Origin of the sequence: Streptomyces canus (genome assembly GCF_001514145.1) — a bacterium.
Lineage (GTDB): Bacteria > Actinomycetota > Actinomycetes > Streptomycetales > Streptomycetaceae > Streptomyces > Streptomyces canus.
In genome coordinates this window covers 692,075-710,853 of sequence record NZ_KQ948658.1, presented here as the reverse complement: position 1 = coordinate 710,853, position 18,779 = coordinate 692,075, and the positions used below count along the sequence as shown (strand labels likewise).

Here is an 18,779-nt window from a genome sequence, read left to right as displayed (position 1 = left end):
GGCGTCTGCGTTCGAAATTTCAACAGACGATCGGCATGACGAACACAGGCTAGCGACAGGCTGTTTCCTCCGGCAATGGCCATGCGGGTCACGAACTCCCCATCCGGCCCGTTTCCGCAGGAAGGGCAGGGGTGCGAGCTGCCGGTTCCCGTGTGTTCGTGTGCGACACGTCACATTGCGTGGTGGGTTCACCGGTGGCCGGGGTGGCCGCCTCTCACGCCAGCTCTCCCCGCAAGCGCCGGGCCCGCAGCACCAGCTCCAGCTCGAACCGCCGGTCCGGGTCGTCGATCTCGTCGCCCCACAGCTCCCGGATCTGGCGGAGACGGTAGCGGACGGTCTGGGGGTGGACGCCCAGGCGGGCCGCTACCTCCGGGGCGCCGCCCCTCGTCTCCAGCCAGGCCAGCAACGTCTCCGCGAGGCGGCGGCCGTGGGTGGGGCCGCAGTGCCGCAGGGGGGCCAGGCAGCGCAGGGCCAGATCGTCGATCAGCTCCTCCGGCTGGAGCAGGACCAGGGCCTCGGTGTGTTCGGTGCAGTAGAGGACGTCCCCGGCGGGGAGCAGATCGCGTTCCATCAGGCGTACGGCGGCCTCGGCCCAGCGGAGGGACTTCGCCGCGTCGGCGAGCGGGACCGGGGGTCCTATCGCGCCCGCCCAACCGGTCAGGGCCCGGTGCAGGAGTTCGGGGCGGCCCGCCGCGCCCGGTTCCGGGACGACCATGCGGGGCTGTTCGTAGTCCATGTCCAGGAGGACGCCCTGGCCCACCGCGGGGGGCACCGCCTCACGGGCCGGACGGAGCAGGACGCCGACCGCCACCTTCTTCGGGAGGGGCCAGCCGATGCGGGCCGCGCGCTCCGTCAGCGCGTCCGCCGGATCGCCCCGGTGGCGTTCGGCCAGGAGTAACTCCATCAGGCGGCGCTGCAGGCGCAGACGCTCGCCCGCCTGGCGTGCCGCCGCCTCCGCGTAGCCCCGGACCGACTGGTCGACCAGGCCGTCCAGGTACTCGTAGCCCGCGTCCACCAGCTCGTACATAGCCGGCGGCGGGATCTCCACGCGCTGGCCGATGTCGGCGAACCGGCGCCAGGCCAGGCGGACGCCCATGCGGTAGATCGCCTGGAGGGAGTCCAGGCTGCGTCCGTTCAGACCCTCGCCGCGGCCGAACTCCTGGAAGACACCCGGGGGGACCGTCGGGCGACCCTCAGCCGTTTCCAGGTGCTGGACGAAGACCTCGATCGCGCGGCGGATGCCGACCAGGGCCATCGGCTCGCCGGACTCGTCGAGGATCACCGGCAGATGAGGGTACTCGCGGCGGATCTCGCGCAGGATCTCCTCCGCGAGGGCCGGCGCCTCGGCCATGGCGATGGCCGCGAAACGGCGGACCTGGAGGCGGGGGACGTCGTGCCAGGCCGAGCGGGCGTTCACAGTTGCCGGGCGGGCGGGCACGGGTCAACTCCCCTGGTCCGTCTGCTCGTAGGTGATCAAGGGGGTGTTGGGCTGCTCGGGCGTCGCCTCCAGCAGCGCGACGATGCCGAGCGCGGCACCCAGGGCGAGCAAAGCGGAGACCACGACGGTCAGTGCGGCGGCGAGCAGTCTGGACATCGCAGGGGCAGCCTCTCTCGAGCGGCTCGATCCGGCGTACGTCCCCACCCGGAACCCGTCCGGTACCCACCCTGCCTGTCACCCCAGTGTCGACAGGACCTTGACAATCCGTCAAGACATTGACACCCCGTCAAGAGACGCATACGGTCTCCGGCCCATAGAGCGGCCCGAACTCCGTCATCTCACGCCCCTGGAGTGTCCGGATGCGCCGTACAGCCTCTCCAATCTCCCTGATTCTGCTGGGACTCGGCACGTTCTTGCTGGTACTGGCGCCGTTGCTCGCGTGGTACGTGGCACCGCGAGCGGCCGTGAATCCGATCGACATCGACCAGACCGCGGTCTACCGCGGGACAGGCAGCGTCTTCGACACCGAGGAACTGGAGACGGTTCCCGGACAGCGGATCACCGTCACCCAGCGGGTGCGCGCCGACGTCGAGGACAGTGAACGCAGCGGCCGGGCCGCGGTGTGGGACGTCACCACCACCGTCGACACCGACAAGTCGCTCCCGGCGGCCGACCCTCACGACGCCCTGGAGTTCGTCCCGCACCGCTGGGTCATGGACCGCAAGACCACCAGGCCGGTGCACTGCTGCGGCGAGAAGCCGTACATCGAGGGCGAGGCCTATCTGAAGTTCCCCTTCGACGTGCAGCGGCGCTCCTACCAGTGGTGGGACAACTCCCTGGGTTCGACGGTGACTTTGCGTTACCAGGGTACGAAGAAGGTTCAGGGGTACACGGGTTACCGGTTCACCGGCACGGTCGCCCCGGCGAAGGTCGGGACACGGCTGGTGCCGGGCACGATCGTGGACCAGCCCGGCCGGCCGCAGGTGCTGGCCGAGGAGTGGTACTCCAACCACGGCATCGAGCTGGTCGTCGACCAGCGCACCGGCCGGGTGGTCTACGCACAGGTGGGCCCGAAGCGCACCCTGCGCGCTCCCGGCGCGAAGAAGGACGCCGTGGTCCTGCTGGACAGCCCGAAGATCGCGTTCACCACCGCGACCCAGAAGGACGCGGTGCGGCTGGCCAAGCGGGACAGCGGCCAACTGCGCGCGGTGGGTGAGACGTTGCCCATCGGGGCGGCTGTGGCCGGATTCGCACTGGCTGCCGTGGGGGGCGTTTTGGTGGTACGGGGACGCAGGCGCCCCGAGTCCACCGATATGAGCGATACGCCCGAGCCCGTTCTCACGATGTGACTGGACGTCAGCTCTAATAAGCCCGGAAATTGTCACGTGGGTGAGTAGCCACGGCGTACGGGTGGGCGAAAACTGTGCCACCCCACCTGAACACAGCCCGTCCACATCCTCCCCCTGAGAAGCGCTCAGTCCCCCCACAACCAGCCGGAAAGACACTGCTGAGTTCCGCACCCTGAGACGAGTTGGAGCACCCATGCCCCAGCACGTGCCCCATCCGTTGCACACGCCTCCCCAGGCGTCGCAGCGGCAACCCTCATCGCACAGCCCACAGCACTCCTCGGCGCTCCCCCCACCTCCGCGCCGAATCGTTTTCCTCGCCCATCGTGACCTGGACAACCCCGCGGCCGGCGGCTCCGAGCTGCTGGTCGACCGGCTCGCCGACGGACTGACCCGGCTCGGCCACCAGGTGACCCTCCTGTGCGGCGGCCCGGCCTCCTACCGGGACTACCGCGTCGTGTCGGCGGGCGGCGAGTTCGGCCACTACCTGCGCGCCCGTACGGCCTTCGCCCGCCAGGTCGGCGAGACCGACCTGCTGGTCGAGGTGTGCAACGGCATGCCGTACCTCGCGCCCCTGTGGCACCACGGCCCCACCCTGTGCCTGGTCAACCATGTGCACACCGACCTGTGGAAGATGCGGTTCGGCGGGCCCCTGGCGCCGGCCGCCCGGATCGGCCGAAGACTCGAACACTGGGCCCTGGCCGGTGCGGCGGCCAGACACCGGAGCCTGCTGGTCGCCGTGTCTCCGTCGACGGCCCACGCCCTGCGGGCGATCGGAGTCGAGCGGGACCGTATCCGCGTCGTGCACAACGGCGTCGAGGAGCCGGAGCCACTCGTCCGCCGCTCGCCCGAACCGCTCTTCGTCGCCGTGGGCCGGCTGGTCGAGTACAAGCGGATCGATCTGCTGCTGAGGCTCTGGGAGCGGGTGCGGCCGGTGACCGGTGGCCGGCTGGTGATCGTCGGAGACGGACCCGAGCGGTCCCGGCTGGAGCAACTCGCCGGTCCCTGCGTGGAGTTCACCGGGCATGTCTCCGAGGCCGAGAAGCACCGGCTGCTGTGCGAGGCGTGGCTGCTGCTTCATCCCTCGGCCGTGGAGGGCTGGGGGCTCGTCGTCACCGAGGCCGCGACCCGTAAGACGCCGACCATCGCCTTCGACGTGCCCGGACTGCGGGACTCCGTCGTGGACGGGGAGACGGGGGTGCTCGCGCGGGGCGAGTCCTCGTTCGCCGCCGCCTGGTGCACGCTCGCCCTGTCGGGGCATCGCCGTGAGCTGATGGGCAAGGCCGCCCGGGACCGGGCCGCCCGGTATCGCTGGCATCGGACCGTCAGACAGTTCCGGGCTGTTGCCGCCGAGGCGGTGAGGGGCTGGGGACCGTGACACGGCCTCGGGCGAAGGACCCCTCCCTTCGGCGTTCCCTCACTCTCTTCCGGGCCTTCCTCCATGAGCAGGACGACCCCGAGTCCTGCTACGCGCTGCTCGCCCGCGACGCCGTGGACCAGGTCGAGGCCTACGACGGTCCCGTCGCCGGCCGTACCGTCGTGGACGTCGGCGGCGGCAGCGGGTACTTCACCGAGGAGTTCCGCAGACGCGGTGCCGACGCCTTCCTCTTCGAGCCCGATCCGGGCGAGCTGGGAGCGAAGCCACCCGACTCCACCGTGATCGCCGACGGCTATCTGCTCCCCCTGCGGGAAGCGGTCGCCGACGTCACCTTCTCCTCCAACGTGCTGGAGCACGTGGCCGATCCGGAGACCTTCCTCAGTGAGCTCGTGCGGGTCACCCGGCCCGGTGGGCTGATCTACGTGTCGTTCACCAACTGGCTGTCCCCGTGGGGCGGTCACGAGTGGGCGCCCTGGCACTACCTGGGCGCCGAACGGGCCCGTGCCCGCTATCGGCGCCGTACCGGAAAGGCCGCGAAGCACACCCTCGGCGAGAACCTGTTCGCCGTGCATATCGGCCCGACCCTGCGGCAGGTGCGTGCCCGGGACGACGTCACGGTCGTCTCGGCGCGCTCCCGCTACTGGCCCTTCCTCGCGGAGACCGTCGTGCGGGCTCCCGGCATCCGCGAGGTGGCCACCTGGAACCTCCTCCTCATCCTCCGGCGGTGTCCACCATGACGACGTCCACGGTCCAGGCCCCTCCTCCGGCAGCCGTTCCCACCACCGCGAGCATGTCGGGCCCCCCGGAGGGCCCGCGGTCGCGGCGCTGGCTGCTGGGGTTCTGGGCCGTGGTGTTCGTGCTGTTCCTCGTGGTGCACCCGGGCCGGCAGACCTTCGACACCAAGCTGGGCGTCACCACGGACCCGGGGCGCTTCCTCGCCGATCTCGGGCAGTTGTGGCACGACCAGGGCTCCTTCGGCGGGATCCAGGACCAGTACGTCGGCTATCTGTGGCCGATGCTGCCGTTCTACTGGCTGGGCCACGCCCTCCAGCTGCCGGTGTGGCTGGTGGAACGGCTGTGGCTGTCGCTGATCGTGTCGGTCGCCTTCTGGGGCGCGCTGCGGCTGGCCGAGCGGCTGCGCGTGGGCAACGGGGCGTCCCGGCTGCTCGCCGCCGTCGCGTACGCGCTGTGGCCGACCTTCACCATCGTCATCGGCTCGACCTCCGCCGCCGCGCTGCCCGGCGCCTTCCTGCCGTGGGTGCTGCTGCCGCTGACGAACGAGCGCCACAGCGCCCGGATCGCCGCCCTGCGCTCGGCGCTGATCATCCCCTTCATGGGCGGGGTGAACGCGGCCTCCACACTGGCCTCTCTGCTGCCCGTCGGCCTGTATCTCCTCTCCCGGCCACCCGGACCCCGGCAGCGCAAGCTGATCGCCTGGTGGGTACCGGGCGTGATCCTGGCGACGGCCTGGTGGGTGATCCCCCTGCTGCTGCTCGGCCTCTACGGCGAGAACTTCCTGCCGTACGTCGAGAGCGCGCGGACCACGACCGAGACGATGTCGGCGACGGAGGCCCTGCGCGGGGCCGGGAACTGGGTCGCCTATCTGCACCTCGGGGAGGCGTGGCTGCCGGCCGGCTGGACCGTGGCCTCCTCGGTGATCGTGATCCTCTGCTCGGCACTCGCGGCCGGGCTCGGACTCGCGGGTCTGGCGCGGCGGGACATGCCGGAGCGCCGGTGGCTGGTGCTGACCGCACTGACGGCCGTCCTGGTGCTGCTCGCGGGATACGGCGGCGCGTTCGGCGCGCCCTTCCACGGGCTCGTGCAGGACTGGCTGAACGGCGGCCTCGCCCCCTTCCGCAACATCTACAAGTTCCAGCCGGGCCTGGCGCTCGCGCTGGTGCTCGGCCTCGCCCATCTGGTGGGCGTGGCCGCCGAACCGCGCGGGGCACGTGCGATGAGAGGCCGCCGGTACGCCCCGCTGATCGCGGCGGTCCTCGTCCTGCCCGGGCTGATGTGGCCGTATCTCAACGGCACGATCCTCAACCCGGGCTCCTTCCAGCAACTGCCCAAGTACTGGCAGTCCACGGCCGACTGGCTGGAGAAGTACTCCCCCGACTCGCGCGCCCTCGTCGTCCCCGCGACCGCGCACGGCATCTACACCTGGGGCTCCCCCATCGACCAGCCGCTCGACGTGCTCGCCGAGTCCCGGTGGGCGCAACGGGACTACGTCCCCTTCGGCACCCCCGGCAACCGGCGCGCGACGGACGCGGTCGAGCAGGCGCTGCTGACCGGCGGTGAGATCCCGGGACTCGCCGACTACCTGAGCCGGGCCGGGGTCCACTACGTCGTCGTCCGCAACGACCTCGACCCGGACCAGATCGGCACCGTGTCGTCCTCGGTCGTCAAGCGGGCCCTCGAACAGTCCGGCTACGAGCGGGTGACGGGCCTCGGGCCGCTCATGACGGGCGGGAAGATCGCGCACGACACCCCGCTCCAGATCGAAGGGCTGTACCCGAGGCAGCGGGCGGTGGAGATCTTCCGTCCGGCGAGCGAGGACGTGCCACGGCCCGGTCAGGCGGGGCTGCTGCCGGTCGCCGACACCGTCCAGGTGTCCGGCGGACCCGAGTCGCTGCTGCCGCTGGCGACCGAACTGCGGGGCCGGGCAACGGTGTTGACCGGAGACAACCACCCGGGGCTCGGCACCCCGCCGCTCCAGATCGTCGGCGACGGACTGCGGCGCGCGGACACCCGGTTCGGGCTCGTCAACGCGAACACCTCGTACACGTACACCGACGACGAGCGGAACGCCTCCGGGGCCGCCCAGGACGCCGGTGAGAAACCGCACCAGATCCTGCCGACCAAGGGACTCTCGCACCAGACGGTGGCCGAACTGCGCGGCGCCCGCAGGGTGACGGCGTCGTCGTACGGCAACTGGCTGTTCCACCTGCCGCAGTTCGACCCGGTCAACGCCTTCGACGGCAACCCGGACACCGCCTGGGCGGAGGGCGTGGCGGGTTCGCCGGACGGGCAGTGGCTGCGGATCGGGTTCTCCGACCCCGCGTACGACATGCCCTCGTCGTTCAAGGTCACGCCGTTGCCGCAGGAGAGCGTGCGGTCGGCGGCGACCAAGGTGCGGGTGGAGACGGAGAACGGTTCGCGCACCAGTTTCCTGCGGGCCGACGGATCGACGCAGAGCATCAAGTCCCCTCCGGGTACGACGGGTTGGATGAAACTGACGATCGTCGACTCGGTCGCGCGCCGGACCGGTCTCGCCGGGGCCGGGTTCTCCGAGATCGATCTGCCGGACGTGCAGGTGACCCGGCTGCTGCGGCTGCCGGCCGACGCGGACTCCTCCGACGCGCCCGCCGAGATCGTCTCCCTGCACCGGGTCCCCGACCCGGCCGGGATCTCCCCGACCGGCACCGAGGCCGGCCTGCACCGCCGCTTCGACACGGCGGCCTCGGGAACGTACTCGGTCAAGGCGAGCGCGGTGCCGGTGGCCGGGGAGGAACTCGACAGGCTGCTGTACGAGGTCGCCCCCGACCAGCGCAACCGCATCACCGCGACCGCCGACTCCACGGCCACCCTCGGCACGGGCCTGTCCGCCCGCAACCTCACCGACGGCGACCTCACCACGGCCTGGATCGCCGGCGACCGGCCCACCGTCCACCTCAGCTGGAACGGCAAACAGCCCATCGGGGAAGTGGTGCTGGCGCCCGCCGGCGGACTCTCCTCCCGTCCCACCGAGGTCGACATCACCTCGCCCGACGGCGCGACGGTCGCCGGTGTCGACGAGAACGGCGCGGTGCGCTTCCCGCCGATCACGACCGACCGCCTCGACATCACGATCACCAAGACGGCCCCGCTGACCCTGCACAACCCGGTCGCGGACGAGGACCTCCAACTCCCGGTGGGGCTCACGGAGGCCTACCTCCCGGCCCTCGACCAGTACCGGACCCCGCAGCCGAAGGCCACGCGGAAGTTCTCCCTGCCGTGCGGCAAGGGGCCGGTGCTGGCGGTCGACGGGAAGCTGTACCAGACCGGCGTGTCGGGCCGGATCCGGGACCTCACCGACCGGCGGGAGCTGACGGTGACGCTCTGCCAGTCGGGCCGCTCCGATGCCGAGTTGTCCCTTGCTTCCGGTGAGCACGTCGTCGAGGGCGGGGACGCCGGGCCGCTCGCCCTGACCGGCGTCACGCTGACCCGCGGCACTGTCGCCGAACCGACCTCCCTCGCACGGGAGTTGCGGATACGGGACTGGCTCGGCGACAAACGCGCGGTGACCGTGGGGTCGGGCGCCGCCTCGTACCTCACGACGTACGAGAACTACAACGACGGCTGGAAGGCCACCCTGAACGGGAAGTCACTGTCGCCGCTGCGGCTCGACGGCTGGCAGCAGGGGTGGCGCATCCCCGCGGGCGCGGGCGGCACGGTGAAGCTGTCGTACGAGCCCGCGACGACCTACGACGGCGCGCTGATCGGCAGCGGGGTCGCACTGGCGGTGCTGGTGGGCCTGGTGCTGTGGCGCAGGCGCTCCCCGAACCCCGACGAGCCGCAGCGGGTGCCCCCGGCGCCGGGAGTGTGGCTCGGGGTGGTGGCCCTCACGGTGGTGGGCGTGGTCATCGCGGGCTGGTTCGCCCTGCTGGTCCCGGCGTTGGCGCTGCTCGCGTCCCGGCGCCATGCACTCCTGGTGCCGATCGCCTTCGTGGCACTGGCCGGGGCGGGGATCGCCGCGGCGGTGGGAGCCGGTGAGCCGGTGGGCGCATCGGACGGGGCATTCGGTCACGTGGCCCAACTCCTCGCGCTGATCGGGCTGTACGCGGCCTTGGTGAGTGTGGGTGAGCGGGAGACACCCCCCGAGTCCGAGGCACCGACACAGCAACTGCCGCCGGTCGAGGTGAGCAAGGGGAGGACGGAACCCACATGACCCCACCGACACGCATCCCGTTCCCGGTGGTCGACGAGGTCTCCCGCCACTGCCTCCAGGAGGAGGAACCGGAGACGGTCCACATCGAGGTGCACCTGCCGGGCCGGCTGGACCAGTCCCGCCTCCGGAAGGCGTTCCTGGAGGCCCTGCACCGCCACCCACGGATCCTCATGCGGGAGGCCCCGGGGGGTTGGTACCGCCGCCGCTACGAGTGGGAACTGACGGCGGAGCCGGATGTGGAGGTGGTGACCTTTCCGGAGCCGGGTCCGAACTCCTTGCGGGACGCGAGGACGAGGGCACTGGTCGAGGCACCCCCGCTGTCACTGTCCCCGCCGATACGACTGGAGGTGGTGGAGGGGGCGGGGCCGGCAGAAGGCAGCGAGGCAACAGACATGGTCGGCCTGCACCCACCTCTTGAGGGGCGCGGGGCTGTATCGATAAGCGGCTCCGCCGCGGGGCGCGACCAGCCCCCACCGGCCCGCGCCCGAAATACGACCGTCCTCTTCCTCACCATCAACCACACCGCCCTGGACGGCCCCGCCTGCCTCCGCATCCTCGCCACAGCCGCAGAAATCTACGGCGGTAAGGACAACTCCCCGACACCCGCGCCCACTCGCCCACGAGAACCCCCCGCACCCCCCGAGAACACCCCCTCCAACTGGACCCGCCCGGCCCGCGTAGCGCAAGGCACACCCGAGAACTCCCCCGGCAACGGCCTCCTCGTCACCGAACTCGCCCTCCCGCGTCGCCCCAAGGGCTCCCCCTACACGGTCAACGACCAGCTCATGGTCGCCACGGCCCTGACGATCGCCCACTGGAACAGGGAGCACGGAGAAGCCCCCCGCCCCCTGCGCATCACCATGCCCGTGGACGACCGCCCCAGGGACATGACGATGGAGATAGGAAACGGCACCCGACTAGTCGAAGTTCCCTTCTCACCAGAGGAGTTGGCGAAGAAACCGAAAGACATGCCGGAACTCCTGAGCCGCACGGCACAACGAACCCGCGCCCTCAAATCCCTCAGCCGTCCCCAGCTCGGCCACGGCGCAGGCGTCCTCACCGCCCCGGTCACCCCGGTCGCCTGGCGGGCCGCCCTCACCCGCGGTCTCCGCAGGGCGGCGGCCCCCTGGACCTCCACCACCCTCCTCAGCAACATCGGCCGCATCCCGTACCCCTTGGACTTCGGCGAGGAGGCCGGCCGCGCGCACGCCGTGTGGTTCTCGGCGCCCGCGAGGATGCCCCGCGGCCTCACGGTCACGACCGCCTCCACCGCGGGCCGGCTGCACCTCGCGCTGCGCTGGTCACGCGCCCTGCTCAGTCACGGCGACGGCACCCACCTGCGGGACCTGTTCGAGCACTACCTGCACGCCACGGAGGTGGCCCCGTGAACACCACCGCGCCCCCGCGCCGCGGCGGCCTCAGAGACTTCTACGAGGACCCCGCCGTCCCCGTCGCCTCCGGCGCCCCCCGCTCACTGCGCCAGGCCCGTATGCTGGCCACGGCCCTCGGAGCGCCCGGAAAGACCCGGCGCACCGTGCTGGACATCGGCTGCGGCGACGGCACCGCGGCCGCCACGGCGGCGCCGCTCCTCACCGGCCACACGATCGTCGGCGTCGACTGGTCCCAGGACGCCCTGAAACGCGCCCGCACCCGACTGCCCTACGCCGTCCGGGGCGAACTCACCGGTCTGGGACTGCCGTTCGGGTCCGCGTCCGTCGACGCCGTGCTGTTCAGCGAGGTCGTCGAGCATCTCGTCGACCCGGACGCCGCGCTCGACGAGATCCGCCGCATCCTGCGCCCGGGAGGTCATCTCATGCTGTCCACACCGAACCTGGCCGCCTGGTACAACCGCGGACTGCTGCTGGCCGGCGTCCAGCCGGTGTTCTCGGAGGTGAGCCTGCGGGCGATCCACGGCAGGCCGGGGCGGGAGGTCGTGGGGCATCTGCGGCTGTACACGGCCCGTGCGCTGCGGGAGTTCGTCGCGGCGGCCGGTTTCGAGGTCGTACGACTGGAGGGGGCGCCCTTCCACGGTGTGCCGCGTCCGCTGCGCGCACTGGACCGGCTGGCGTGTGCCAGACCGTCGCTCGCGTCGATCCTGCTGCTGCACGCGCGCAAGACCTAGGGGGCGGGACGATGTGGTGGGGAGTGGCGGCGGCCCTGTTGGCGAACACCCTGTACAGCGTCGGATTCGTCCTGGAGAAACGGGCGCTCACCTCGCTGCCCGAGGTGTCGATCCGGCAACCGGCGCGGCTGCTCGGGCTGGTCCTCAGAAGTCCGCTGTGGATCGGCGGCTCGCTCTCGCTGGCGGCCGGGTTCGGGGCGCAGCTCGCGGTCTACCGGACGCTGCCGATCGCGGCCGCGCAGGGCATCTTCGTCTCCGGTCTGGTGCTGCTCGTGCTGCTGTCGGCCCGGCTGCTGGGCGAGGAGACGACCGGCCGGGAGCGGTACGCGCTGGGTGCCATCCTCGCCGCGCTCCTCATGGTCGTGCTGTCGCTGAAGGAGGGGTCGGACCAGGTCAGCCAGGACGCCCCGTACCAGCTGATCCTGCTGGTGTGCGTGCCGTCGCTGGCGGCGGGCGTGTGGCTGTACGGCTCCGCCGAGCGGCGCACGAGGCACCGGCACCGCATGCCGACGACCGGCGTCGAGTACGGCGTGGCGGTGGGCCTGCTGTACGGGGTCAGCTCGCTCGCGATCAAGGGCGTGTCGAGCTATCTGACGTCAAGTGGACTCGGCAGCACGGTAGTTGAGCTCTTGGCCTCCCCGTATCCGTATCTCCTGTTGTTCACCGGGGCGTTCGGCCTGGTGATGTCGCAGGCGGCGCTGCAACGCTGCCGGGCCTCGCTGATCGTGCCGGTGTGCACGACGGTGACCTGCCTGTACACGGCGGTGCTCGGCACGCTCTCGTTCGGCGAGTCCCTGCCCCACGACCCGCTGCGCCTCGCGCTGCGCCTCGCGGGCACGGTGCTCGCCGTCGCCGTACTGCTCAGCATGCCCAAGCACGATCCGGCGCCCAAACCCCCCATCGGTGCCAAGGAGTTGACGCCCCCATGAACCCCGACGACCCGCTGCTGCAGATCCTGGCCTGCCCGCTCGACAAGGGCCCCCTGCATCTCGTACCGCCGGACGAGGCCCTGTACAACCCGCGGCTGCGCCGTCGCTATCCGATCGTCGACGGCATCCCGCAGTTGCTGCCCGCCTCCGGCGAGCAGGTGACGGACGACGAGCACGAAGACTTACTGAAACGGATGACTCCATGACCGGACCGGCTCGTACCTGGGCTGCCCGAGTGGCCCCCCTTCTGCCCACCCGGCTGGTCGCGGCGGCCGCCCGGGCCGTGTACCCGCGCTTCGAACCGGAGCTGGCGCGCCTTGCCGACCTGTGCCCGGCGGACTGCCGGACGGCGGTGGACGTGGGCGGCTGGTACGGGCCGTGGACCCGGCGGCTGGCCGGGCGGGCGCGGCGGGTGGTGACCGTCGAGCCGGTACCCCATCTGGCCCGGCTGCTGACCTCGGCGGCCCCGGCGAACGTCCAGGTCGTGCAGGCCGCCGCCACGGACCGGCCGGGCACCGCCCGGCTGTGGCTGCCGCCCGGTGACGAGGGCGACCGGGGGGTGTCCTCCCTGGTCCGGCGGGACATCCATGGCCGGGCGGTGGACGTCCGCTGCGTCACGCTGGACGAACTGGACCTCAAGGACGTCGGCTTCATCAAGATCGACGTGGACGGGAGCGAGCTGGCGGTGCTGCGCGGGGCCACGGGAATCCTCGCGCGCGACCGGCCCGCGCTCTTCGTCGAACTGGAGTCCCGGATCCAGCCGATCGCTCCGGTGGTGACGTACTTGTCCCTCCTCGGCTACGACGGCTGGGTGCTGCCCCGCGCCACCTGGGTCCCGCTGTCCGGCTTCCCCCTGGAGGCCCACCAGGCGACGGCGTCGTACGTCGTCAACCAGGGTCTCCTCCGTCGCGTCCTGCCCTTCCTCCACCGCCCGCGGTACATCAACTCGGTGCTCTTCCTCCCTGACGGGCGCCGTCCCGGTGTCAGTGCTGTAGGGGACGATGGGGGGCATGCCCTCCGGAAAGCAGGCGGCTAGCGCGCCCTTCACCCCGCTCGACTTCCAGCTGGTCCTGCTGCGCCGCATGGCCGACCACAACCCCGGCCTGGTGGAGGACGCCCGGCACGCGCTGGGTGTCTCGATCGCGGACATGCGGGAGGCCAACAAACGCTGGCAGGCGATGGTCCGTTCTCCCCGGGCCCGCACCCCTGCGTCCCGCTACCGCTCGGTCCTCGGTGCCCCCGAGACCGTCCTGACCCGCAAGGTCGGCGACCTGGAGTGCGAGGCCTGGCTCTGGCCCGTCCCCCTCTGGCCCGACCTGCGCTTCGAGGCACTCCTGGCGCCGAACGGCTCGACAGTGTGGAACGAGTGGCTGGTCAGGGCACCGGACGCCGAAGGCCCTGACCTGCGCACCCTCGACGACCTCACCCCATGGTCCTGCACCGTTGACGAGGCGGCCCGGGCCTTCCCCCCGGCCCGCCCCCTGGAGGGCACGGCCCCGACGCGCTGGGGCCTGACGTTCACGGCCCCGGACGAGAAGGGCGTGCGCCGGGAGGTGGTGGCCGAGTTCACATGGGGCCTGCTGCAAAGGGTTGCGGTGCGCTGATCGCGCCCTACCGCCCCGCGCTCCGACGCCGCGTCCCCACCAGCGTGGCCAGGTCCTCGGCCAGGGGGAGTTCGACCGTGTCCAGGTCGGGGTGCTCCAGCCAGAAGACGCGGGGGCGGTCCACGGAACCGCCGTGCCGGGGCGGCCAGTCCGACGCCGGGGTGAAGTCGTCGATCACGATTCTGCCGCCCGGGGCGAGGAGGCGGGCCGGGTCGGCCGGGGTGTCGTCGGGGGTCTTGCCGGTGCCCCCGCCGTCGAGGACGAGAAGGTCGTAGGGGCCGTGGTCCTCGATGCGCCGCCAGTCGCCGTGGAGGATCCGCACGCCGGGACGGTCGGTGAACACCTCGGCGGCGACGCGGGCGCGCTCCGGGTCGCGCTCGACGCTGAGGAGCCGTACGCCGTCCCGCGCCCCCGAGGCCAGCCAGGCCAGGCCCACCCCGCAGCCCGTGCCGGTCTCCCCGATGAGACTCCGGGCTCCGCCCGCCAGGACCTGCAGCAGCCGGCCCTGTTCGGGGCGGCAGGAGTAAGGGAAGCCGTGGGTGCGGGCCGCGGCGAGGGCTCGTTCGACGAGCGGTGGGAGGTGGGGTTCCCCCTCGTACGCGTCGGTTCCGGACATCGACATGGCGTCATGATGCAGGGGGCCGGGCCGCCGTCTCCACCACGTCCGCCACCACGCAGCTGACGTTGTCCGGGCCACCCGCGGTGTTCGCCGCGTCGACCAGGGAGTGGACGGCCGTGTCGGGAGCGGTGGCGGTGGTGAGCAGGTCGCGGATGGTGGTGTCGGGGACGACGCCCGAGAGGCCGTCGGAGCACAGCAGATAGCGGTCGCCGGGTTCGGCGTCGTGCAGTTTCAGGTCCGGGGTGCCGGTCGTGAGGGCCTTGAGGAGCAGGGCCCGCTGGGGGTGGGTGCCGGCCTCCTCCGCCGTCAGCCGGCCCTCGTCGACCAGCGACTGGACCACCGTGTGGTCGTGGGTGATACGGAAGAGGGCGCCGCCGCGCAGGAGATAGGCGCGGGAGTCGCCGATGTGCACCAGGGCGAGGCGGGAGCCGGTCCACAGCAGGGCGGTCAGGGTCGTGCCGTTCTCGTCGGTGCCCGCGGCCACGTCCCGTACCGCCTCGGTGGCCCCGTGCACGGCGTCCGCCAGGAGGTTGAGGACGCTGCCGGCCGGGAGGTCGGCGGTGTCCAGGAACCGCAGCGCCGCCACGGCCGCGCTGCTGGCGGGGGCGCCCGCCGGGCCGTATCCGTCGGCGACCGCGAGCAGACGGGCGCCCGCGTGGGCCGTGTCCTGGTTGGCGGGGCGGACCAGGCCCGGGTCCGAGTGGGCGGAGTACCGCAGTTCGAGCACGGTGGTGTCCTTCCTCGGCGTCGCCGTCAGCTCGTCGACGAGGAACGCGGCGAGATCCCGCCGTACGGCCGTCTCCGCCTCGACCTGCGCCCAGTACGCGCGGATCTCGTCGGCGGCGGCAGCGGGCGGGAGCGCGCACACCGTACGGATCCGGGCCAGCGGCATACCCAGCCGCCGTAGCCACGCCACCAGCCGGGCCTGTTCGAGCTGGGCCGGCGTGTAGTAGCGGTAGCCCGTCGCCACGTCGACGCGGGCCGGACACAGCAGTTCCAGCTCGTCGTAGAGCCGCAACGCCTTCGGCGACAGACGGCACGCCCGCGCGAAGGCCCCGATCGTCAGCCACTCCATACGGCCTCCTCCGTTCCTCGCCCTCGATGGTGGGGCTTGACCAAGGGGGAAGGTAAACCGTTTGCCGCACGTTCCCCTGCCGCAGTTAGCCTGCCGGACGACCCCCATGGGAAAGGACCCGCCGTGCCCCGCATAGCCCTCGTCACCTACGACCCCCGACCCGAACCCAGCAAGGACGCCGATCTGCCCATGCTGGTGGCCGCGCTGCGCGAGGCCGGGGCGGAGGCGGAGGCCGTGTTCTGGGACGACGGTGACGTCGTCTGGGCCGGGTACGACCTGGCCGTCATCCGGTCCACCTGGGACTACAGCTGGCGGGCGGCCGAGTTCGTGGCGTGGGCGGAGCGCTGCGCCAAGGTGACGCGGCTCGCCAACCCGGCGGAGGTCGTGCGCTGGAACACCGACAAGCGGTACCTCGGAGAGCTCGCGGAGGCGGGGGTGCCGGTGGTGCCGACCCGGTATCTCGCACCCGGCGACCCGGCCGACCTGCCCCCCGACCACGAGTACGTCGTCAAGCCCACGTCCGGGGCGGGCGCGCGGTATGCCGCGCGGTACACGCCCGAACAGCACGACAGTGCCGTACGGCAGTTGGAGCGCATGCACGCCGAGGGGCTGACCGCGATGGTGCAGCCGTACATGCGGGGCATCGACGCGGGCGGTGAGCGGGCGCTGCAGTTCTTCGGGGGCCGGCTGCTGCACGCCAGCCGCAAGCGGGCGGTCCTCGCTCCCGGTACCGCCTTCGACGCGGCCAAGGTCGCCCACCCGGGCCTGGAGCCCTGGACGCCGACTCCGGCCGAACTCGCGGTCGCCGAGCGCGCCCTGACCGCCGTACCGGATGCGCCGGAGCTGCTGTACGCGCGCGTGGACCTCGTCGACGGGGAGGACGGGCGGCCGCGGGTGATGGAACTGGAGCTGGTCGAGCCGAACCTCTTCCTGTTCCTGCACCCGGCGTCGGTGCAGACGGTGGTGGAAGCGGTGCTGCGGGCCGCGCGATAGCGCGATCCCGGGTCACCCTCGACGCGCGGCGGTCGCCGCTAATCGTCTTCCTCCGGCTCCCAGTCCAGCAGCCGTACCTTCGCCACCGTACGGACATGGCGGCGCATCGCCGAGGCCGCCTGGCCCGGCCGCTGGAGGGCGATCGCGTCGAGGATCGCCCGGTGCTGGGCGAGGGAACGCTCGGGGCGGTGCGGCTGGCGCAGGGACTCGGTGCGGCTCTCGGCGATCTGGTCGGCGATGGAGCGCATGAACTCCGCGAGCAGTCCGCTGTGCGCGGCGGCGGTGACGGCCGCGTGGAACTGCCGGTCGCCCTCGATGCCGTGACCGCCGTCCTCGATCTCCCCGGCCATCTTGGCGAGGGCCATGCGCATGGCGACCAGGTCCTCGTCCGTGCGGCGTTCGGCGGCCAGTTCGGCGAGCTTGGTCTCCAGGGCCTCGCGGGCGTCGAGGACGTCGGGCAGGCGCCGGCGCCGCTCGACCATCTTCTCGACGGGCTCGACGTCGAGGCTGTCCCGGACGAGATACGTCCCGCCGCCGTGCCGTGCCTCGACCAGCCCCTGGACCTCCAGCACGACGATCGCCTGCTTCACGGAGGCCCGGCTGACGCCGAGGCGGGTGGCCAGGTCGCGCTCGGGCGGGAGCCGGTCGCCGGCCCGGAGCCCGCCCTCGGCGACGTACTGGCGCAGCCGGTCGAGCACCTGCTCGTAGAGCCGCGGCTTGGTCATGGGGCGCAGGGCGTCGGTCACGGGTCCCCCTCTCGTTCGTCGGGAGAGTAACACCCCATAGGTGGCCAATTGGCCAAGTGGCTGAGCCAATTTTGCGCGCCCTCTTGACGGGCCGCGCGGTCCGCACCACGCTAACCAGCCATCCCCCCATGTGGCTGAGTGGCTCAGCCAATTGACCACTGAGCCAGTCGGCCACCCCACCGCTCCGGGGCCCAACGACGGGAGCCCGTATGTCCCCAGAACTCATCTCGATCCTCGTCCTGGTCGTGGTGTTCGTCATCGCCACCACCCGTTCCGTCAACATGGGCGCTCTCGCCTTCGCCGCCGCCTTCGCCGTGGGCGAGCTCGTCGCCGACCTCGACGCGGACGGCATCTTCGCCGGCTTCCCCGGCGACCTGTTCGTCGTCCTCGTCGGCGTGACGTACCTGTTCGCCATCGCGCGGGCCAACGGCACCACGGACTGGCTGGTCCACGCGTCCATCCGACTCGTGCGCGGGCGGGTGGCGCTCATCCCCTGGGTGATGTTCGCGATCACCGGCGCGCTGACGGCGATCGGCGCGGTCAGCCCGGCCGCGGTCGCGATCGTCGCGCCGATCGCGCTGAGCTTCGCCGCGCGGTACGGGATCAGCCCGTTGCTGATGGGCGCGATGGTCGTGCACGGCGCCCAGGGCGGCGGTTTCTCACCGATCAGCATCTACGGGACGATCGTCAACGGCATCGTCGAGCGCGAGCACCTCCCGGGCAACGAGGTGTTCCTCTTCCTGGCCTCGCTCATCGTCAACCTCGTCATCGCGGGCGTGATGTTCGTGCTGTTCGGGGGGCTGAAGCTGTGGGCGCAGGGTGCGGTCCCGCTGGACGAGGCCGCCGGGTCCGGGGGTGCTCCCGACAAACGGGACACACCCGACGACGGCACCGGCACCGCCCCCGCTCCCTCCTCCGGCACCGGCACCGCGACCGCCGTGGCCACCCGCACCGAGGCCCCCGACACCACCCGTCTCACCCCCGCCCGGATCGCCACCCTCACCGCTCTGGTCGCCCTCGTCGTCGCCGTCCTCGCCTTCGACCTCGACGCCGGACTCACCTCCATCACCCTCGCGGTGATCCTGAGCGCCGTCTGGCCGGAGGACAGCCGCAAGGCGGTCGGGCAGATCGCGTGGTCCACGGTGCTGCTGATCTGCGGTGTCCTCACCTACGTCGGCGTGCTGGAGGAGATCGGCACGATCAAGTGGGCCGGTGAGGGCGTCGGCGGCATCGGTGTCCCGCTGCTGGCCGCCGTACTGCTGTGCTACATCGGCGCGATCGTCTCCGCGTTCGCCTCGTCCGTGGGGATCATGGGCGCGCTGATCCCGCTGGCGGTGCCGTTCCTCGCGCAGGGCGAGATCGGGGCGGTCGGGATGGTGGCGGCGCTGGCGGTGTCGGCGACGGTCGTGGACGTGAGCCCGTTCTCGACGAACGGCGCGCTCGTGCTGGCCGCGGCACCGGACGTGGACCGCGAGCGTTTCTTCCGGCAGTTGATGATCTACGGAGGCATCGTGGTGGCGGTGGTACCCGCGGTGGTGTGGCTGGTGTTGGTGGTTCCGGGCTTCGGGTAGGACCGACAGGCGACAACAGGTTTAGGAGTTG

The 18,779-nt window shown here is 71.8% G+C and carries 17 protein-coding genes; 12 read left to right on the top strand and 5 right to left on the bottom strand.

Annotated elements, in window-relative coordinates; all coding sequences use genetic code 11:
* Positions 1–214: 214 nt before the first annotated feature.
* Entirely contained in the window at positions 215–1,438 is a 1,224-nt protein-coding gene (locus tag AQJ46_RS12595; protein WP_057615449.1) for a PucR family transcriptional regulator, read from the bottom strand.
* A 3-nt stretch (positions 1,439–1,441) separates the two neighbouring features.
* On the bottom strand, positions 1,442–1,594 hold the full coding sequence (locus tag AQJ46_RS56185) for a hypothetical protein (protein ID WP_167368209.1): 153 nt from the start codon (positions 1,592–1,594) through the stop codon (positions 1,442–1,444).
* 203 nt (positions 1,595–1,797) lie between these two features.
* On the opposite strand from AQJ46_RS56185, the gene AQJ46_RS12590 reads away from it, so the two are divergent.
* The 10 genes from AQJ46_RS12590 to AQJ46_RS12545 all read left to right on the top strand — a co-directional run bounded on the left by AQJ46_RS12590 (position 1,798) and on the right by AQJ46_RS12545 (position 13,744).
* Positions 1,798–2,787 carry a DUF3068 domain-containing protein gene (locus AQJ46_RS12590; RefSeq protein WP_059205639.1) on the top strand — a complete coding sequence of 330 codons (990 nt, stop codon included), beginning with the start codon at positions 1,798–1,800 and terminating at the stop codon, positions 2,785–2,787.
* 193 nt (positions 2,788–2,980) lie between these two features.
* Positions 2,981–4,162 (top strand): glycosyltransferase family 4 protein, encoded by a 1,182-nt coding sequence (locus AQJ46_RS12585; RefSeq protein WP_059205638.1) that lies wholly within the window; start codon positions 2,981–2,983, stop codon positions 4,160–4,162.
* The gene (locus AQJ46_RS12580) at positions 4,159–4,899 is read left to right on the top strand and encodes a class I SAM-dependent methyltransferase (protein ID WP_059205637.1); all 741 of its coding nucleotides are present in this window, start codon (positions 4,159–4,161) and stop codon (positions 4,897–4,899) included. Before AQJ46_RS12585 ends, AQJ46_RS12580 begins: the two co-directional genes overlap by 4 nt.
* Positions 4,896–9,089 (top strand): DUF3367 domain-containing protein, encoded by a 4,194-nt coding sequence (locus tag AQJ46_RS12575; protein ID WP_059205636.1) that lies wholly within the window; start codon positions 4,896–4,898, stop codon positions 9,087–9,089. The genes AQJ46_RS12580 and AQJ46_RS12575 overlap by 4 nt, the downstream gene beginning before the upstream one ends.
* Positions 9,086–10,477, top strand: coding sequence for a hypothetical protein (locus AQJ46_RS12570; RefSeq protein ID WP_059205635.1), 1,392 nt, complete (start codon positions 9,086–9,088; stop codon positions 10,475–10,477). Before AQJ46_RS12575 ends, AQJ46_RS12570 begins: the two co-directional genes overlap by 4 nt.
* Positions 10,474–11,211, top strand: a complete 738-nt coding sequence (locus AQJ46_RS12565) for a class I SAM-dependent methyltransferase (protein ID WP_059205634.1) — start codon at positions 10,474–10,476, stop codon at positions 11,209–11,211. Before AQJ46_RS12570 ends, AQJ46_RS12565 begins: the two co-directional genes overlap by 4 nt.
* A gap of 23 nt (positions 11,212–11,234) precedes the next feature.
* Positions 11,235–12,140 (top strand): hypothetical protein, encoded by a 906-nt coding sequence (locus AQJ46_RS12560; RefSeq protein WP_059205633.1) that lies wholly within the window; start codon positions 11,235–11,237, stop codon positions 12,138–12,140.
* On the top strand, positions 12,137–12,346 hold the full coding sequence (locus AQJ46_RS12555; protein ID WP_057615464.1) for a Trm112 family protein: 210 nt from the start codon (positions 12,137–12,139) through the stop codon (positions 12,344–12,346). The genes AQJ46_RS12560 and AQJ46_RS12555 overlap by 4 nt, the downstream gene beginning before the upstream one ends.
* On the top strand, positions 12,343–13,176 hold the full coding sequence (locus AQJ46_RS12550) for an FkbM family methyltransferase (RefSeq protein WP_059205632.1): 834 nt from the start codon (positions 12,343–12,345) through the stop codon (positions 13,174–13,176). Before AQJ46_RS12555 ends, AQJ46_RS12550 begins: the two co-directional genes overlap by 4 nt.
* The gene (locus AQJ46_RS12545) at positions 13,151–13,744 is read left to right on the top strand and encodes a hypothetical protein (protein WP_404828423.1); all 594 of its coding nucleotides are present in this window, start codon (positions 13,151–13,153) and stop codon (positions 13,742–13,744) included. Before AQJ46_RS12550 ends, AQJ46_RS12545 begins: the two co-directional genes overlap by 26 nt.
* 7 nt (positions 13,745–13,751) lie before the next feature.
* Here the strand turns inward: AQJ46_RS12545 and AQJ46_RS12540 are convergent, their stop codons facing one another.
* The gene (locus tag AQJ46_RS12540; protein WP_059205630.1) at positions 13,752–14,366 is read right to left on the bottom strand and encodes an O-methyltransferase; all 615 of its coding nucleotides are present in this window, start codon (positions 14,364–14,366) and stop codon (positions 13,752–13,754) included.
* A gap of 4 nt (positions 14,367–14,370) precedes the next feature.
* Positions 14,371–15,438, bottom strand: a complete 1,068-nt coding sequence (locus tag AQJ46_RS12535; protein WP_059205629.1) for a MerR family transcriptional regulator — start codon at positions 15,436–15,438, stop codon at positions 14,371–14,373.
* Between the two features lie 123 nt (positions 15,439–15,561).
* Here AQJ46_RS12535 and AQJ46_RS12530 point away from each other — a divergent pair, with 123 nt between their 5' ends.
* Positions 15,562–16,431, top strand: coding sequence for an ATP-grasp domain-containing protein (locus AQJ46_RS12530; RefSeq protein ID WP_059205628.1), 870 nt, complete (start codon positions 15,562–15,564; stop codon positions 16,429–16,431).
* Positions 16,432–16,469: 38 nt separating this feature from the next.
* On the opposite strand, the gene AQJ46_RS12525 is transcribed toward AQJ46_RS12530, so the two are convergent.
* Positions 16,470–17,177: a FadR/GntR family transcriptional regulator gene (locus AQJ46_RS12525; RefSeq protein ID WP_059205627.1), complete on the bottom strand. Its 708-nt coding sequence runs from the start codon at positions 17,175–17,177 to the stop codon at positions 16,470–16,472.
* Positions 17,178–17,386: 209 nt separating this feature from the next.
* Between AQJ46_RS12525 and AQJ46_RS12520 the strand changes: the two genes are divergently transcribed.
* On the top strand, positions 17,387–18,748 hold the full coding sequence (locus AQJ46_RS12520; RefSeq protein ID WP_059205626.1) for an SLC13 family permease: 1,362 nt from the start codon (positions 17,387–17,389) through the stop codon (positions 18,746–18,748).
* The last annotated feature ends 31 nt before the right edge of the window (positions 18,749–18,779 follow it).

What these genes read in the sequence shown, in the direction of transcription:
- AQJ46_RS56185 (WP_167368209.1), bottom strand. Translation starts at nt 1,594, where the DNA reads ATGTCCAGACTGCTCGCCGCCGCACTGACCGTCGTGGTCTCCGCTTTG.
- AQJ46_RS12590 (WP_059205639.1), top strand. Translation starts at nt 1,798, where the DNA reads ATGCGCCGTACAGCCTCTCCAATCTCCCTGATTCTGCTGGGACTCGGC.
- AQJ46_RS12585 (WP_059205638.1), top strand. Translation starts at nt 2,981, where the DNA reads ATGCCCCAGCACGTGCCCCATCCGTTGCACACGCCTCCCCAGGCGTCG.
- AQJ46_RS12575 (WP_059205636.1), top strand. Translation starts at nt 4,896, where the DNA reads ATGACGACGTCCACGGTCCAGGCCCCTCCTCCGGCAGCCGTTCCCACC.
- AQJ46_RS12570 (WP_059205635.1), top strand. Translation starts at nt 9,086, where the DNA reads ATGACCCCACCGACACGCATCCCGTTCCCGGTGGTCGACGAGGTCTCC.
- AQJ46_RS12555 (WP_057615464.1), top strand. Translation starts at nt 12,137, where the DNA reads ATGAACCCCGACGACCCGCTGCTGCAGATCCTGGCCTGCCCGCTCGAC.
- AQJ46_RS12550 (WP_059205632.1), top strand. Translation starts at nt 12,343, where the DNA reads ATGACCGGACCGGCTCGTACCTGGGCTGCCCGAGTGGCCCCCCTTCTG.
- AQJ46_RS12545 (WP_404828423.1), top strand. Translation starts at nt 13,151, where the DNA reads ATGCCCTCCGGAAAGCAGGCGGCTAGCGCGCCCTTCACCCCGCTCGAC.
- AQJ46_RS12540 (WP_059205630.1), bottom strand. Translation starts at nt 14,366, where the DNA reads ATGTCGATGTCCGGAACCGACGCGTACGAGGGGGAACCCCACCTCCCA.
- AQJ46_RS12535 (WP_059205629.1), bottom strand. Translation starts at nt 15,438, where the DNA reads ATGGAGTGGCTGACGATCGGGGCCTTCGCGCGGGCGTGCCGTCTGTCG.
- AQJ46_RS12520 (WP_059205626.1), top strand. Translation starts at nt 17,387, where the DNA reads ATGTCCCCAGAACTCATCTCGATCCTCGTCCTGGTCGTGGTGTTCGTC.